Genomic DNA, 16,024 nt, shown 5'->3' with positions numbered 1-16,024 from the left:
GAACCGAATGAACCTGCCCGAGACCATCCATCCCGCCCTTGCCTCAGCGCTCGCCGAACGCGGCTACGATACGCTGACGCCGGTGCAACTGAGCGTGCTCGCGCCCGAGGCGGCGGAGCGGGACCTGCTGGTCTCCGCCCAGACCGGATCAGGCAAGACCGTGGCCTTCGGCATGGCCATCGCCCCCACCCTGCTCGGCGAGGAGCAGCGCTTCGGCCCGGCCTCGACCCCGCTCGCGCTGCTCATCGCTCCGACGCGCGAGCTCGCCCTGCAGGTCCAGCGCGAGCTGCAGTGGCTCTATGCCGATACCGGCGCGCAGATCGCGGCGGGCGTCGGCGGCATGGACATCCGCACCGAACGGCGCGCGCTTGAGCGCGGCGCCCACATCGTCGTCGGCACGCCGGGGCGCCTGCGCGACCACATCACCAAGGGCGCGCTCGACCTCGGCCAAGTCCGTGCCGTGGTGCTCGACGAGGCCGACGAGATGCTCGACCTCGGTTTCCGCGAAGACCTCGAGTTCATCCTCGAATTGGCGCCCGAGACCCGCCGCACCCTGCTGTTTTCGGCCACCGTGCCGCGCGAGATCGCCGAGCTTGCCAAGACCTTCCAGCGCGATGCGCTGCGGCTGGTCGCGACCAGTGCCGGCGAGCAGCATGCCGACATCGAGTACGTTCAGATCGTCGTCCGCAACGACGAGAAGGAGCACGCCGTCATCAACACGCTGCTGCTGCACGACAGCTCCAACACCATCGTCTTCTGCCACACCCGCGAGTCGGTGAAGCACCTCACCGCCCGTCTCGCCAATCGCGGCTTCCCGGTGGTGGCGCTCTCGGGCGAACTGACCCAGGCCGAGCGCTCCAATGCCCTGCAATCGATGCGCGACGGCCGCGCCCGCGTCTGCGTCGCGACCGACGTCGCCGCCCGCGGCATCGACCTGCCCAACCTCGATCTGGTCATCCACGCCGACATCCCGTCCAACCCCGAGACGCTGCTGCATCGTTCGGGCCGCACCGGCCGGGCAGGGCGCAAGGGCATCTGCGCCCTGATCGTGCCGATGCACCGCCGCAGCGCGGCCGCCCGCGTGTTGCGCGCCGCCAATCTCGAGGCCACCACGCGCGGCGCCCCGACCATTGCCGAGATCGACGCGCGCAACCGCGAGCAGATTCTCGCCGCCGCTGCCGAAACGATCTCGGCCGACGACATCGATGCCGGCTTCGTCGCCGACCTGCTCGCCCGCCTCAGCCCCGAGCAGCTCGCCGCCGCCTATATCCGCCGCGAGCTGGCCGCCCGCCCCGCGGCCGAGGAAGTGTCCGAGGCCCCACTACCCGCCTTCCACGAGAAGGGGCCCCGCCGCGACAAGCGCTTCCTCGACGAAGCCCCGCGGCCCGAGGGGCCCAAGGGCCGTCCGGAGCCGATGACCGATGGGCGCTGGTTCACCCTCTCCATCGGCCGCAACCGCCGCGCCGATCCGAAGTGGCTCTTGCCGCTGATCTGCAAGGCCGGCGACGTCACCAAGCGCGACATTGGCTCGATCAAGATCTTCGACACCGAGACGCGCTTCGAGATCGCCGCCGACAAGGCCGAGGCCTTCGCGCGGACGGTTGCCAGCAACGGCAGCAGCGTCGAGAACGGCGCCACCATCGAGCCCTCGAGTGCGCCCGGGTTCCAGAAGCGTGCGAAGCCCGGCCGCTACGACGATGGCCCGCGCCCGCCGCGTGACAAGGCCCCGCGCTTCGATTCCCCACGCCCGGCTCGCGACGACGGCCCGCGCTACAAGGTCCGCTCCGACAAGGGCGCCAAGCTCGCTACCCGGCCGGCCCGTGAGCTCACTCCGCCCGTCGCCGAGGTCCGCGAGGAGCGTCCGACCGCGCCCAAAAAGCCCAAGCCCAACCCCAAGGACAAGGGCAAGCCCAAGTACAAGAACCGCGAGCGGCGCGAGCCGCCCGCCGACGCCGGCACGGCGCCTCGCAAGAAGCCGAAGAAGGCCTTCGATCCGCTCGATTGACGGACGTACCTCGACTGCCGCATCCTCCCCTCGCTTTGGGAGGAGAAGCAAGACATGCCCTACGTCCGTATCGAGATCACCGACGGCGCGACATACGAGCAGAAGCTGCAGATCTACAAGGAGACGACCGAGATGCTGGTCCGGATCCTGAACAAGAAGCCCGAATACACCTTCGTCGTCATCGAGGAAGTGGACAACAAGAACTGGGGCCACATGGGCACCTCGGTGGCCAAGATCCGCGAGGCGGAGGCCAGGGAGCGCGACGGGGCGCAGGCAGGCGCGGGGAAAGCCTCGACGAAGAAGTCAGCCGCCAAGGCGACCAAGAAATCCGCCGCCAAGTAGGCCAAGGCCTGACGCTGTGCCCGAGATCCTCGTTCACATCGTCGAGGGCCGCTCGGTCGCGGCCAGGAAGGCGCTGATGAAGGACATCACCGACGCCGTGGTGAGGAACTTCTACGTGCCCCCCGAGCGCGTCGTCGTGCAGATCGTCGAAAGCCCGAAGCACAGCAAGTCGAGGGGCGGCGTGCCCTTCGACGAGCTGTAGACTCGTGATGGCTAGTCCGGGTAGCAGTAGTAGTAGTATTCTTCCGGGCACTCTACCGGCGGCGCCGGTTTGGCCTCGCTCTTCACCAGGCTTTCCGGCACGTTGGACACGAAGCCCTTCTGGAAGCACTGCTTGGCTTCCTCGAAGCGGAAGCGGCCGAGCAGCGGCGCCTGCGACACGGCATACATGAAGTCGGACTTCACGTCGTCGCGCTGCTTCTTGTCCATCTCGTCCGTGTTGCCGAGCACCTGCGACTGGCCGAGGTCCGCCTGGCCGAGCTCGCAGCTGTCATCCACGGTCACGCAGCTCTGGTCCGGATTGCACAGCAGCACGGCGCCATTGTAGAGCAGCACCCGCGTCTGGTCGGGAGTGACGTTGAAATCGAACTCCGTGCCGCGCACGCCGATCGTCCCGGTCGGCGTCGTGATCACGTACTGGTTCTTCGGCGCGCGCCCCGTGGCGAAGCGGAACGTGCCGGACAGCGCGTTGATCGCGAACTTGCCGGCCGACTTGTCGTCGCGCAGCAGGTAGTCCTCGATCAGCAGCGCCGAGTTCGGCCCGACCACCAGCCGGGTCATGTCGGAGAACTGGATCTGCACCTGGCCCTCGGGCCCGGTGACCACCCGGTCGCCGATGAAGACGTCCGAGCCGACGACAAGGGACCGCGTCTCGGCCTTGGTTTCGGCGGCGGCGGACGGGTTGACCCCGAGCGCTGTGCCGCTCGCGGCAAGGGCGGAAGTGGCGGGTGAATATAGACCTAGCGCCATGAGCGCCGCGGCGAGGGGAGCTCGCCATATCAACTTGTGCATTCGCGTCCTCGAAATGCTACTGACATGGATAACCGCCCGGCCCCCCGGCGGGAGCGGTAGGGTAGGCTGTCTAGCGTACTCGACCGCGTCGCGCCAGCCCCATCGCGGCGGGAATGCCGGATATGCCGGCGGGGGCTACCTCCAAGGCGATGCAGGTCGTATATCCCTGGTGTCCGGGGACGACCCCGGAATTTCCAGTCATCTGCGGGACGACCCGCCACAGGAGTACTCCCATGGCATGGGTTTATCTGGCCGGCGCCGGCTTGCTCGAAATCGTGTGGGCCATCGGCCTGAAGTACACGGAAGGCTTCACGCGTCTCGTGCCCTCGGCCATTACCGTCGGCGCCATGGTGGCGAGCGTCGCGCTGCTGGGGGTCGCCTTGCGCGACCTGCCGGTCGGCACCGGCTATGCCGTCTGGACCGGCATCGGCACCGTCGGCACGGCGATTCTGGGCATGCTGCTGTTCAACGAGCCCGCCACCGCCCTCCGGCTCGGCTGCATCGTGCTGATCGTCGCCGGCATCGCCGGCCTCAAGCTGATCGGCTGAGGCAGTGCTGGCGCGGCAGCTGTGGCTTCCGTGCCAGCCTCGCCGATCGAAACGCGGCGATGACGCAAAAGTTGATGGAACCTTTTGCGAATTGCCCTAGCGTGATGCGCAGGGGGGCTCCTTAACTCGGAGCTGTTCCGCGCCGAGCGTCAGCGCATCACCGTTGAAAAGGTCAAGGGGACCCATGCTGTTCCGCTTTGCCGAGGTCGTGTCCGTCCTCGCTCTTGTTGTTGTCCTGCTCGTTGCCAAGCATGTGCCGATCATCGACCAGTTGCCGCTGGCGCAGATGACCGGCATCGTCTGCTTCCTGTTCGCCATCTTCCTCAGCCTGCGCATCTATCAGGCGGAGCTGCGCCGGATTCGCGCCGAGGAATAGCGGCATCTGCCCAACGCGGAGCGCCACGCGAGGCCGCGCCACGCGGGGCCGTGGTCGACTGTCGTCACCGCCACGGCCATGCTAGAAGCGCACCCATGAACGCCATCGCCAGCCCACACACCGCGCGCTCCGTCTGCCCGCACGATTGCCCGTCGACCTGCGCCCTCGACGTCGAGATCATCGACGCGCACACCATCGGCCGCGTGCGTGGCGCCAAGGACGACCCCTACACGGCCGGCGTCATCTGCGAGAAGGTGGCGCGCTACGCCGAGCGGATTCATCACGCGAAGAGGCTGACTCATCCCCTTCGCCGCGTTGGTAAAAAGGGCGCCGGCGAGTGGCAGCGCATCAGCTGGGACGAAGCCATCGACGAGATCGTTTCGCGCTGGCTCGAGATCGAGCGCACCGACGGCCCTGAGGCGATCTGGCCCTATTTCTACGCCGGCACCATGGGCCACGTGCAGCGCGACGGCATCGAGCGCCTGCGCCACGCTCGCGGCTATTCGCTGCAATACGACACCATCTGCACCGGCACCGCCTGGCCCGGCTACCTGGCCGGCGCGGGCAGGCTGCAGGGCGTCAATCCGGAGGAGATGGCCGAAAGCGACTGCGTCGTCATCTGGGGCACCAACGCCGTCGCCACCCAGGTCAACGTCATGACCCACGCCGTCCGCGCCCGCAAGGAGCGCGGTGCGAAGATCGTCGCCATCGACATCTACCGCAACGCCACGATGGAGCAGGCCGACATGGCCCTGGTGCTGCGCCCCGGCACCGACGGCGCGCTCGCCGTCGCGGTCATGCACATCCTGTTGCGCGACAACCTCGCCGACCGCGCCTACATGGCGCGCTACACCGACTTCTCGCCCGAGTTCGAAGCGCACCTGGCCACCCGCACGCCCGAATGGGCCGCCGCCATCACCGGCCTCGCCATCGCCGAGATCGAGGCCTTTGCCCGCCTCGTCGGCACCACGCCCAGAACCTTCTTCCGCCTTGGCTACGGCTTCACCCGCCAGCGCAACGGCGCCGTCTCCATGCATGCGGCGCTGTCCATCCCGGCGATGACCGGCGCCTGGCAGCACATCGGCGGCGGCGCCTTCCACTCCAACTCCGGCGCCTGGAAACTCGACAAGTCGCTGATCATCGGCGCCGACATGGGCCCGGGCGGCCGCGAACTCGACATGTGCGAGATCGGCAAGGTGCTGACCGGCGACGCCGGCGCGCTGAAGGGCAGGGGGCCGGTCAAGGCGCTGTTCATCCAGAACACCAACCCGGTCAACGTGGCGCCCGAGCAGGGGCTTACACGGGCCGGCTTTGCCCGCGAGGACCTGTTCACCGTGGTCCACGAGCAGTTCATGACCGACACGGCAGCGATGGCCGACATCGTCCTGCCGGCCACCATGTTCCTCGAGCACAACGACTACTACCGCCGCGGCGGCCACACCCGCGTGCTCTTCGGTCCGAAGCTGGTGGAGGCGCCGGGAGAGTGCCGCTCCAACTTCGAGGTCGTCAACGAGTTGCTCCGCCGTCTCGGCTCCGACCATGCCTCCCTCGACCTGACCGACCGCCAGATGGTCGCCGAGACCTTCCGCCGCTCCGGCTTCGGCGAGCTCGATGAGATCGAGAAGACCGGCTTCGTCGATGGCGCCCAGCCCTTCGGCCAGGCCCATTTCGGCGACGGCTTCGGCTGGCCCGACGGCCGCTACCGCTTCGCCCCCGACTGGCAGGGCGTCGCCGATGCCAAGGGCTACACCTGGGTCTGCGATCCGTCGGAGATGCCCCGCTTCGCCGACCACTGGGACGTCAACGAGAGGGTCGACGCCGAGACGCCGTTCCGCCTCGCCACCAGTCCCTCGCGCGCCTTCCTCAACTCGACCTTCGCCGAAACCCCCGGCAGCCGGAAGCGCCAGCCCGAGCCGACCGTCTTCATCCATCCCGACGACGCGGCCGAGCTCGGCATCGCCGAAGGCGATCCCGTCACCCTCGGCAACCGTCGTGGCGAAGTTCCGCTTAAGGCGATCTACTTCGCCGGCGTGCAGCGCGGCGTCCTCATCGCCGAGGGCATCCACCCCAACGCCGCCCACCGCAACGGCGTCGGCATCAACACCCTGATCGGCTCCGACCCCGTGAAGCCCTTCGGCGGCGCTGCCTTCCACGACACGGCGGTATGGGTGAAGAGGGGCTGAGGGGGCGCGTCACCGCCATCCGCCATCCTGTGGGTGCCGGCCAGCTAACCGAAATATGCCGACCAGAAGAACCAGCCGGTCAGCCCGATCCCGTAGACGATCACCAGCGTCCGGATGATCGGCGTCGGCACCCGCTTGGCCAGCCGCGCCGCCCCGTAGGCTCCGACCACGATTCCCGCCAGTGCGAACGCGCCGTGGTACCAGTCGATCGCGCCGGACAGCGCGAAGCGCGCCACGCCCGCCAGCGCCACCACGGTCGAGATCCACAGCTTCAACCCGTTCATCGCATGGATGTCGGTGAACCCCGCCAGCGCCAGGAAGGCCAGCAGCAGCACGCCCAGCCCCGCGTTGAAGAAGCCGCCATAGAGCGAGATTGCCGCCAGCAGCAGCACGAGCCCGATCGCCCCGGCGCGCTGCCGGCGTCCGCCGCTGCCAGCCCGCAGCCGCACGAATGCGTTGATCCGGGCTCCGAACGCGAACAGCACCACCGCGAACAGCATCAGCCACGGCACCACCAGCACGAAGGCCTGGTTCGACACGTGCAGCAGCAGTTCGGCTCCGGCATAGCCGAACACCAGGCCGACAATGCTGTAGGCGAGCAGGCGCTCCCGGTGCCGGACGATGTCGCTCCAGAACCCAACCGCGCCGCTGGCATAGCCCGGCAGGCTGGCAAACGTGTTCGTCGCGTTGGCGATCACCGGCGGAATCCCCGCCGCCAGCAGCGCCGGAAACAGCACGAACGAGCCGCCCCCCGCGAGCGTGTTCAGGGTTCCGGCGAAAAGCCCGGCGAGGACGAGCAGCAGTTCGGTCATCGGCAAATGTCTGACATTTCCCGCCACACCTAGCCGGAGGCGGTCCGCCACGCCAACGCAAAACCCTAATCATCCCCATCAAGGCTAGTGATGATCAGCATTGAGGCTGCTGTGATCGCCTTCTCCCCTTGCGGGAGAAGGTGCCCGAAGGGCGGATGAGGGGTCTGTCTCAGCCCTCGCTGCCGCCCGTCGTTTCACTCCGGTCGCGCAGACTGCGTCTGCGAACCCCTCATCTGGCGCTGCGCGCCCCCTTCTCCCGCGAGGGGAGGAGGGAGGAGGGAGGTCGCGCCCGCGCCCCCAATTGACAAACCCGCCTGCATCCCCCACATGTGCACCGTGCTGCTGGCGCCTGCCGCTCGCCGGGGAAACCCGATGGTGAAGTCCAGCCGCGGAATATTCCGCGCCCAATCATGATCGCTCCTTCGTGCAGGCGGTTCATGGCAACGCGGGCCCCATGAAGACAATCCGCCTCTGCAACAGAGGACCGATATGACCTTCTCTCTCGATACCCCCAGCACCGCCACGCTCAAGGCCGAGGCCAAGGCTTTGCGTGCCGAACGCGCCGTTGCCGGGGCGCCCATCGCCCATGGCGCCGCTCTCGAGGAAATTGCCCGCCGCCACGGCTATCGCGACTGGAACACCGCCGCGGCCGCCATGCCCGAGCGCATCGCGACGCCCGTCCAGGTCGGCCAGCGCGTGCGCGGCGCCTATCTCGGCCAGCCCTTCGCCGGCATGGTCATCGGCGTGCACATGCTTGCCGACATGGCCCACTACGAGGTGACGGTGAAGTTCGACCAGCCCGTGAACGTCTCGAAGTCCGAGCTCATGGGGCCGATCTGGCGCCAGCGCGTCCGGGCCACGGTCGACCTGCACGGCGTCTCGGCGGCCCGCACCAGCGACGGTGAACCGCATATGCGCCTGCGGCGCGCCTGACGAAACGCTATTCCAATGGCGGGCTTCGGCCCGCCATTGTCGTTTCCGTGGCCGGGTTGAGTTCCATCGGCAAGTACCGATATATGAACCCCGACACCGGTGGCGCCCTGTCACCCCTCCACCTGCAGCAGCGGATACGACAGATGACCACCCAGACCTTGCCGATCGACCTCTATTACGCGGCCACCCCGAACGGCCGGAAGATCACCATCATGCTCGAGGAGCTGGGGCTGCCCTACGGCATCTATCCGATCAACATCGGCCGCGGCGACCAGTTCAAGCCCGAGTTCCTCGCCATCTCGCCCAACAACAAGATCCCCGCCATCGTCGATCCCGAGGGCCCGGACGGCAAGCCGATCTCGGTCTTTGAGTCGGGCGCCATCCTGAAGTACCTCGCCGAGAAGTTTGGCAAGTTCTACGGCACGTCCTGGCGTGAGAAGGTCAAGATCGACGAGTGGCTGTTCTGGCAGGTCGGCGGCTTCGGCCCGATGCTGGGCCAGAACAACCACTTCTCCCGCTACGCGTCCGAGAAGATTCCCTACGCCATCAAGCGCTACCAGGACGAGTCGCACCGTCTCTATCGCGTGCTCGACACCCAGCTGCAGGCCCAGCAGGCCGCCGGTCACGACTATGTCGCCGGCGAGGGCTACTCCATCGCCGACATTGCCATCTTCGACTGGTCGCGCGGCTCGGACAACCACGGCATCGACATCGCCGAGTTCCCCACCTTCGCCGCCTGGCGCCAGCGCGTCACCGATCGCCCGGCCGTGCAGCGCGCCCTCGCCATCACGCTCGACCAGAGCCAGCAGATCAGCGCCGCCAACGACAGGGAAGCCCAGCGCGTGCTGTTCAACCAGCGCTGACAGGCGCGGCAAAGCCGCCCCGACCGGGCCGGCTTTGCGCAAGCGGTCGGAAAACCGCTTGCCCATCCCGGCGATTGCGGCTATCCGAACCGCGCCGGAGAGGTGGCCGAGTGGTCGAAGGCACGCCCCTGCTAAGGGCGCAGACGTCAAAAGCGTCTCGTGGGTTCGAATCCCATCCTCTCCGCCACCTTCACTCCAAGTGGCCGGTGCCCGACACTGGGGCCCAAACTGGGCTAGTGGTGGGGGCCTTGCGCCCGAGCGTCCGGTGGCACAGCTTGCCGTGGTCCATCAATGAAGTGGGCGATGGTGCCCTGGTCGGCCAATAAGGCCGAGCGGCAGGCCTCTACCGGGAGATGGGCGCTTGTCCTCTAGGGCCGGATGGCCGGCATCCTGCTGGCGATCGTGCCGCTGCTCGTCTTCTACCCGTCAGTGCAGCGCTACCTCGTGCGCGGCATGCTCCTCGGCGCCGTCAAGGGCTGAACATGACCGCACTGCCTTCCGTCACGCTGCGCTTCATCCGGTCGTCATTCGTGACGTCCGGGCGCTGACAGGATTTGGAGGAGACTACTTGAACGCCGTCTTCTGAAACTCCGTGCGCTCGACCTTGTTGCTGATCGGCGGCAGCGTTTGGATGAAGGCGACGACCGCATCAAGGTCCTGATCCGTCATATTCTTGAACCAGGGGAACGGCATCGGCGGCGACAGGTGTTGCCCGGAAGGGGTCAGTCCCTCTGTCAGTGCCTTCTTGATATCGGCAGCGCTCCACTTTCCGATCCCGGTTTCCTTGTCCGAGGTGATGTTGGGCGTCACGACATCCATGCCTGGTCCAAGACTGATCTTGAGCCCGCCCGCTCCCAGGTGGTTGGCAAAGTCGGGCACACCATGTTCGTCCGGCGTCGTATGGCACTCGAAGCAATGCGCGATCGACGTCACCAGATAACGTCCGTAAGCAACCTTGTCATCGGGCGAGGGCGCGGCCGTACCCTTTGGTTCGGGCATTGGCTTCAGGGGGATGTTCCATTTCGACTCCGGCACTTCATTCTGCACGGCCGGAATCGTCCGGAGGTAGGCCACGATCGCCTTCACATCATCATCCGACATGCTGTTGTACGTCGGTACCGGCATCGGCGGGAAGATCACGTTCCCTTTGTCGTCGATGCCCTGTCGAATGGCGCGCGCGATCTGCGCGTCGGTCCACTTGCCAATACCCGTATTGGGATCCGGTGTAATGTTGGCTGAGTAAACATCAAATGCGGGATCGACCAGATGGAATCCACCCGCCAAGTCCTTTCCAGCCATCAGAGAGAAGTCAGGGTTCCTCGGGGTGTGGCAGTTTGCGCAGGCTGCCGGCCCATTGACGAGATACGCGCCGCGCTTGACCAAGTCGTCCTGCGCCGACGCTGTCGATGCAAAGAAGACGCCGCCCAATATGGCGAGCGCAACCAGTGATCTGGTCATTCACACCTCCCCTACTGAACCTCCGCATATTATCGCTCCCGACGCCGCACTACAATGGCGTACCCTCAGCATTGCGGCGCCGTCGCTGTCCCGCCTTCGATCGTGGCGGGGCTCGGGCTACGTTCGCTTCGTCGATGAGATGGCCGAGCTGCCGGCTACGGCCCAAGGCGTCAAACCCTTCAACGAGTTGCGGACGATCGCTACGTGCTGCTCCACAGCGACAGCAGGCCGCAAGATGCCGGCCAATCAAGATGGCCTAGCCAGGTGTCGACAATTTGCATATAGGGAAGCAACGGGGGCTGTTCGGAAGTGGAAGATCGGAATGGCAAGAAGACTGCCGCCTGCGAGTGACGAGGGGTCGACGGAGCGGCGCAAGCGCGGGCACGGCGTGCAGAAGGTTTACGAGAAGCTGCGCCAGTCCATTCTCGACCTCAGCCTGCCGCCCGGAAGCCCGCTCGACGAGATGCGGCTTTCCGAGGAGTTCAACCTGTCCCGCACGCCGATCCGCGAGGCGATGGTGCGGCTGGCGGCGGAAGGCCTGCTGACGACGCTGCCGAACCGCAACACCATCGTTGCCCCGATCGATTTCATCAACCTGCCGGTCTATTTTGAGGCGCTGACGCTGATGTATCGCGCCACGACCCGGTCGGCGGCGGTGCACCGGCGTCCCGAGCACCTGGAGAACATCAAGGCGCACGAGGCTGCCTACGCCGATGCCGTGCAGCGCCATGACGCGCTCGACATGATCTCGACCAACCGCGACTTCCACGTGGCGGTCGCCGAGGCGGGCGGCAACATCTACTTCACCCAGCTGTTCGCGCGCCTGCTCGACGAGGGCCGGCGGGTTCTCCGCCTCTACTACCACTCGTTCGACGACGACCTGCCGCACCGGTACGTGGACGAGCACAACGACATGGTGGCGGCTGTCGAGGCGGGTGACGCCGATCGGGCCGACCAGCTCGCCGCCGCGCACGCATCGCAGATCGTCCGCCAGATCCAGGCCTACATGGCGCGCGACACGACCAGCGGCATCGACCTTTCCGGCAAGGCCAAGTAGGCACCCGCGGCCGCAAACGACAAGGCGGGCCGGACATGCACTGTCCGGCCCGCCTGTTTCTTGCGGCAGTTGTCGATCAGGCCGCGGCGGACCAGGCGCTGTACCAGGTGCGGAAGCGCTGCAGCGACTGCTCGGCAAACCGGCGCTGCGACGGGCTGAGCGCGTCGGTCTCGTTGAAGTGCAGCTCGTATTCCTTCTCGCCGTTGAGGACGAGGAGGTACTTGAAGAACAGCACCAGGTCCGGGCCGACGTCCCAGGTGGAGAGGGTGATCAGGGCCTCTTCCAGTTCCTTGGCGCGACGCCGGGCCACCGGGTCGCCCTGCTGGCCCTTCTGGCAGAGCGAGACCAGGTGCAGCACTTCGCGCGGCAGGCAATTGCCGATGCCGGTGATGGCGCCGGCGGCGCCGCACTGCACGAAGCCGTGGTAGACCGCCGTGTCGACACCCACCATGAGGGCCAGGGCCGGGTCGGACGAGGTGATGTGTTCGGCTGCATAGGACAGGGCATCCTCGCCGCCGAATTCCTTGAAGCCGACGAGATTCTTGTGCTCGGCCCGCAGCGCGAAGAAGAGATCGGCGCGGGTGGCGAAGCCGTAGTGCGGGCTGTTGTAGATGACGGCCGGCAGGTCCGGGGCTGCGGCGAGCAGGGCCTTGAAGTGCGCCTTCTGGGCCGCCGGCGACGAGCCGCGCGAAAGCACGCGCGGGATCAGCATCAGGCCGGTCGCGCCGACCTTCTGGGCGTGCGCGGCGTGCGCCACGGCAGACTGCGTATTGACCGCGCCGGTTCCCACGATCACCGGGATGCCGGCCGAAACCAGCCGCTCGACGCCTTCCATGCGCTGCGCGTCGGTCAGCAGCGGCCAATCGCCCATCGAGCCGCAATAGACGACGCCCGACATGCCCAGCTCGATCAGCTCCTTGGCCTTGCGGACGAGCGCGTCGAAATCGGGGGTGCGGTCAGCACGGCAGGGGGTCATCAGGGCGGGGATACACCCGGTGAAAGGGCTATTGTCCATGGCATCAGCTCCATCGGAGACAACGGGAAACAGGGGGGAAGAAAGCGTATTGCGCTTCGTCACGATCTCCCTATAGGCTCCAGCCGACAGTTTGTCGACAAGAGAAATGCAAGGTTCGGGAGCTCCTCGAAACCTGCGTTTCGGAGGTAGGGGCGGGAATGGATATCGACAGCGGAGCGGTCGCGCGGGCCGTGGCGGACGGGTTCGAAAGGCAGACGGCCTGGTTGGCGAAACTGGCCTCGTTCGACAGCACGCGCGGCAATGAGGGGCCGGCCCAGGACTGGCTTGCCGGCGAGTTCGCCGGGCGCGGCTGGGAGGTCGACAAGTACGCGATCGACGAGGCTGCGATCTCCGGGCTGCCCGGGTTTTCGCCGGTGGTCGATGCGGATTATTCCCGGGCCATCCAGGTGGTGGCCACGCAACGCGTCAGTGAACCGGTCGGCAGGAGCCTGATCCTGCAGGGCCATATCGACGTCGTTCCGACCGGCGCGCCCGAGCTCTGGTCGCAGCCGCCGTTCGAGCCGCGCATTGCCGATGGCTGGATGTACGGGCGGGGTACGGCCGACATGAAGTCCGGCGTCTCGGCCATGGTGTTCGCCCTCGATGCACTGCGCAGCCTGGGCTACGTGCCGGGCTCCACCGTGCATGTGGAGACGGTGAGCGAGGAGGAGTGCACCGGCAATGGCGCGCTCTCCACCCTGGCGCGCGGCTATCGCGCCGATGCCGCCTTCATCCCCGAATCCATGGGCCACAAGCTCGTGCGCGCCGAACTCGGCTCGGTTTGGTTCCGCCTGCGTATCCTCGGCCGGCCCGGCCATGTGCTGGCGAGCGCCGCCGCCGGCTCGCACGCCATCCTCGCGGCCATGGGCTATATCGAGGCGCTGAAGACGCTGACGGCGCAGATCAATGCCGCTGCCGTCGCCCACCCGTACTTTGGCGCCATCCCCGACCCGGTGAAGTTCAACCCGGGCAAGATCCGCGGCGGCGACTGGCTCGGCTCGGTGCCTTCGTGGTGCGAGCTCGAGTGCCGGTTGTCGGTGCTCCCCGGCCACAGCCTGCCCGAAGTGCGCGAGCGCGTGACCGAGGCCGTTCGGCGCTGCGCCGAGGCGATGGGAGCCGACATGCCGGTCCTGACCTGGATCGGCTTCCAGGCCGATGGCCACGTGTTCGCGCCCGGCACCGAGGCGGAAGCGCTGCTGGACGAAATCCACACCGGCATCATGGGTGCGCCCCTCGAAACCATCAGCATGACGGCGACGAGCGATACCCGGTTCTACGACCTCTACTATGGCATTCCGGCCCTCTGCTACGGCGGCCTGGCGCGCGGCATGCATTCGCCCGCCGAGGCGGTCGATCTCGAGAGCCTGCGGAAAACCACTGAAATCATTGCGCTTTTTGTCGCGCGCTGGTGCGGGCTGCGCCGAGTCTGAGGCTTGGTAAAATCTCTGTCGACGTTAAGAATCTATCTTGTCGACAAACAAAATATTGGAACATACTGACATGAAACGGTTGCAATGCGGGATCGGAATGCACGCTGAGGGTATGATTGAACTGCCGGCAGGGCGGATGGCGCAGCGGCGCCAGACGTCGGGCCTTTACCGTCGGCCGGGCCTCCGGAGGCTCTGATGGCATCGTCCTCGCTTTCCCTCGTCAACGCCCGTCTCGTCGACCTTGATGCCGGCAAGCTGACGGCGCCGACCTCCGTTTCCGTCGTCGATGGCAGGATCGCCGGCACCGGCCAGCCCGCCGATGCCGCCTCTGAGGTGATCGACCTCGGCGGCGCCACGCTGATGCCGGGCTTCATCGACTGCCACTTCCACGTCGTTGCCTGGTCGCTCGACCTGTGGGCCAACACGATTGCTCCGGACAGCCTCGCCGCACTGCGTGCCGCCAAGGTGATGGAAGGCCTGCTCGCCGATGGCTTCACCACCGTGCGCGACCTCGGCGGGGCCGACTACGGTCTGGTCCGCGGCGTCAACGAGGGCCTGATCAACGGCCCGGACCTCGTCATCTGCGGCAAGGGCCTGTCGATGACCGGCGGCCACACCGACCTGCGCCAGCGCACCGACATCCGGCCCGACTCCATGGGTTGGCGCGTCGGCAACATGGGCGTGCTGGTCGATGGCGTCGACGATGTCCGCCGCGCCTGCCGCAAGATGATCAAGGAGGGCGCGCGCTTCATCAAGGTGATGGCGAATGGCGGCGTGTCCTCGCCGAACGACCCCATCGACGGCCTGCAGTACTCGGACGACGAGATCCGCGCCATGGTCGAGGAGGCGGGCAACGCCAACACCTATGTGTCGGCGCATGTCTATTCCGATGCTTCGATCCGCCGCTGCGTGAAGCTGGGCGTTAAGTCGCTCGAGCACTGCAACCTGATCGGCGCTGAAACCGCGGCGATGGCGGCCGAGGCCGGCTGCATCGCCATTCCGACCCTCGCCGCCTATGAGGGTCTCAAGATCGAGGGCAAGCAGCTCGGCCTCGGCGAGGCCGAGCAGGCCAAGCTCGACGTGGTCCGCGACGGCGGGCGCAACTCGCTCGCCATCATGCGCGATGCCGGGCTGCCCATGGCCTTCGGCACCGACCTCCTTGGCCAGCTGCGCAAGTTCGGCGGCCTCGAGTTCGAGCTGCTGGCGCAGGTGCTGACCCCGACCGAGATCCTGCGCGGCATGTGGGAGACCGGCGCCCGGCTCTGCCGCATGGAAGGCGAGATCGGCACCATGGCATCCGGCGCGCGCGCCAACCTCGTGGCTTTCGACGTCGACCCGTTCTCGAACATCGCCGCCCTCGGCCGTCCCGCCGACCACCTCAAGCTGGTGGTCAAGAACGGGGCCGTGGCGCATGACCGGAGGGCCAATTGACCCCCGACCTCGATCACGCGTTCAAGCTGGCGCAGGGTGAGGACGCGGCCGAGGCGGTGTTCGCCTACGCCCGGGCCGGCATCCATGCTTCGGCCGGCTCGCTGCTGACCACCGCCTCGGTCTACGATCTCGCCCGGATGCGCTCGCGCCGGGTGTGGACCGACGATGCGGCAGCCTATCCTACCGGCAACTTCAAGCGGCTCGACCGCAACCGCTACTTCGAGACGGTGATCGAAGGTCGCCGCCCGTTCTCCTCGACCACGATCGAGGAAATCGCGACGGTGTTCTTTGACTGGCAGAAGATCCAGGGGCTCGGGTTCGAGTCCAACATGAACCTGCCCGCGATTGCCGATGGACGCGTCATCGGCACCATCAACCTGTTGCACCGCAAGGGACATTTCACGGCCGACAAGGTGGCGCTCGCGCTCGCCTGGCAGCCGGTCGCGACACTCGCCTTTCTTTTGCTCGACCTCGCTGGGTCGGAAGGCGCCAACTTCCATGGCACGGTCACCGCCGACGCGGTGCAGGCGATGGAAGGCTAGCTCGCCGGCCCTCGCGGG

The 16,024-nt window shown here is 66.9% G+C and carries 16 protein-coding genes and 1 tRNA gene; 13 read left to right on the top strand and 4 right to left on the bottom strand.

Annotated features, from left to right (window positions below; genetic code table 11):
• The first annotated feature begins 7 nt into the window (after positions 1-7).
• Genes J0I99_RS10905 through J0I99_RS10895 form a run of 3 tightly spaced genes read left to right on the top strand, consistent with a single transcriptional unit; the run spans position 8 to position 2,549 of the window.
• Positions 8-2,005: a DEAD/DEAH box helicase gene (locus J0I99_RS10905; RefSeq protein ID WP_291397579.1), complete on the top strand. Its 1,998-nt coding sequence runs from the start codon at positions 8-10 to the stop codon at positions 2,003-2,005.
• Between the two features lie 54 nt (positions 2,006-2,059).
• A complete protein-coding gene (locus J0I99_RS10900) occupies positions 2,060-2,347 on the top strand; it encodes a 4-oxalocrotonate tautomerase family protein (protein ID WP_291397577.1) in 288 nt (95 codons plus the stop codon).
• Positions 2,348-2,363: 16 nt separating this feature from the next.
• The gene (locus tag J0I99_RS10895; RefSeq protein ID WP_291397575.1) at positions 2,364-2,549 is read left to right on the top strand and encodes a tautomerase family protein; all 186 of its coding nucleotides are present in this window, start codon (positions 2,364-2,366) and stop codon (positions 2,547-2,549) included.
• Between the two features lie 11 nt (positions 2,550-2,560).
• Here the strand turns inward: J0I99_RS10895 and J0I99_RS10890 are convergent, their stop codons facing one another.
• Positions 2,561-3,358: a FecR family protein gene (locus J0I99_RS10890; RefSeq protein WP_291397573.1), complete on the bottom strand. Its 798-nt coding sequence runs from the start codon at positions 3,356-3,358 to the stop codon at positions 2,561-2,563.
• A 233-nt stretch (positions 3,359-3,591) separates the two neighbouring features.
• On the opposite strand from J0I99_RS10890, the gene sugE reads away from it, so the two are divergent.
• The 3 genes from sugE (at position 3,592) to J0I99_RS10875 (ending at position 6,465) form a co-directional block, all read left to right on the top strand.
• Complete coding sequence (sugE, locus tag J0I99_RS10885) at positions 3,592-3,906, top strand: quaternary ammonium compound efflux SMR transporter SugE (protein ID WP_291391518.1); 315 nt, start codon at positions 3,592-3,594, stop codon at positions 3,904-3,906.
• 184 nt (positions 3,907-4,090) lie between these two features.
• The gene (locus J0I99_RS10880) at positions 4,091-4,282 is read left to right on the top strand and encodes a hypothetical protein (RefSeq protein ID WP_291391517.1); all 192 of its coding nucleotides are present in this window, start codon (positions 4,091-4,093) and stop codon (positions 4,280-4,282) included.
• Positions 4,283-4,377: 95 nt separating this feature from the next.
• Positions 4,378-6,465 (top strand): molybdopterin oxidoreductase family protein, encoded by a 2,088-nt coding sequence (locus tag J0I99_RS10875; protein WP_291397571.1) that lies wholly within the window; start codon positions 4,378-4,380, stop codon positions 6,463-6,465.
• Positions 6,466-6,509: 44 nt separating this feature from the next.
• Here the strand turns inward: J0I99_RS10875 and J0I99_RS10870 are convergent, their stop codons facing one another.
• Positions 6,510-7,277, bottom strand: a complete 768-nt coding sequence (locus J0I99_RS10870) for a sulfite exporter TauE/SafE family protein (protein WP_291397570.1) — start codon at positions 7,275-7,277, stop codon at positions 6,510-6,512.
• A 489-nt stretch (positions 7,278-7,766) separates the two neighbouring features.
• Between J0I99_RS10870 and J0I99_RS10865 the strand changes: the two genes are divergently transcribed.
• The 3 genes from J0I99_RS10865 to J0I99_RS10855 all read left to right on the top strand — a co-directional run bounded on the left by J0I99_RS10865 (position 7,767) and on the right by J0I99_RS10855 (position 9,260).
• On the top strand, positions 7,767-8,210 hold the full coding sequence (locus J0I99_RS10865) for a glyoxalase superfamily protein (protein WP_291393085.1): 444 nt from the start codon (positions 7,767-7,769) through the stop codon (positions 8,208-8,210).
• A gap of 143 nt (positions 8,211-8,353) precedes the next feature.
• Positions 8,354-9,073, top strand: a complete 720-nt coding sequence (locus J0I99_RS10860; protein WP_291393086.1) for a glutathione S-transferase N-terminal domain-containing protein — start codon at positions 8,354-8,356, stop codon at positions 9,071-9,073.
• Between the two features lie 96 nt (positions 9,074-9,169).
• Positions 9,170-9,260: transfer RNA gene (locus J0I99_RS10855), tRNA-Ser, on the top strand.
• Between the two features lie 377 nt (positions 9,261-9,637).
• Here J0I99_RS10855 and J0I99_RS10850 read toward each other — a convergent pair.
• Complete coding sequence (locus J0I99_RS10850; RefSeq protein WP_291397569.1) at positions 9,638-10,531, bottom strand: c-type cytochrome; 894 nt, start codon at positions 10,529-10,531, stop codon at positions 9,638-9,640.
• A 322-nt stretch (positions 10,532-10,853) separates the two neighbouring features.
• On the opposite strand from J0I99_RS10850, the gene J0I99_RS10845 reads away from it, so the two are divergent.
• Positions 10,854-11,588 (top strand): GntR family transcriptional regulator, encoded by a 735-nt coding sequence (locus J0I99_RS10845; protein WP_291397568.1) that lies wholly within the window; start codon positions 10,854-10,856, stop codon positions 11,586-11,588.
• A gap of 76 nt (positions 11,589-11,664) precedes the next feature.
• On the opposite strand, the gene J0I99_RS10840 is transcribed toward J0I99_RS10845, so the two are convergent.
• Positions 11,665-12,603, bottom strand: a complete 939-nt coding sequence (locus J0I99_RS10840; RefSeq protein WP_291397567.1) for a dihydrodipicolinate synthase family protein — start codon at positions 12,601-12,603, stop codon at positions 11,665-11,667.
• A gap of 158 nt (positions 12,604-12,761) precedes the next feature.
• Between J0I99_RS10840 and J0I99_RS10835 the strand changes: the two genes are divergently transcribed.
• From J0I99_RS10835 to J0I99_RS10825, 3 genes are all read left to right on the top strand, one after another.
• Positions 12,762-14,033: an ArgE/DapE family deacylase gene (locus J0I99_RS10835; RefSeq protein ID WP_291397565.1), complete on the top strand. Its 1,272-nt coding sequence runs from the start codon at positions 12,762-12,764 to the stop codon at positions 14,031-14,033.
• A 195-nt stretch (positions 14,034-14,228) separates the two neighbouring features.
• The gene (locus J0I99_RS10830; protein ID WP_291393091.1) at positions 14,229-15,464 is read left to right on the top strand and encodes an amidohydrolase family protein; all 1,236 of its coding nucleotides are present in this window, start codon (positions 14,229-14,231) and stop codon (positions 15,462-15,464) included.
• Positions 15,461-16,006 (top strand): GAF domain-containing protein, encoded by a 546-nt coding sequence (locus tag J0I99_RS10825; protein ID WP_291393093.1) that lies wholly within the window; start codon positions 15,461-15,463, stop codon positions 16,004-16,006. Before J0I99_RS10830 ends, J0I99_RS10825 begins: the two co-directional genes overlap by 4 nt.
• Positions 16,007-16,024: the final 18 nt, after the last annotated feature.

The organism is Devosia sp. (assembly GCF_017307495.1).
Classification (GTDB): domain Bacteria; phylum Pseudomonadota; class Alphaproteobacteria; order Rhizobiales; family Devosiaceae; genus Devosia_A.
This window is presented reverse-complemented; position numbering and strand designations above follow the sequence as displayed.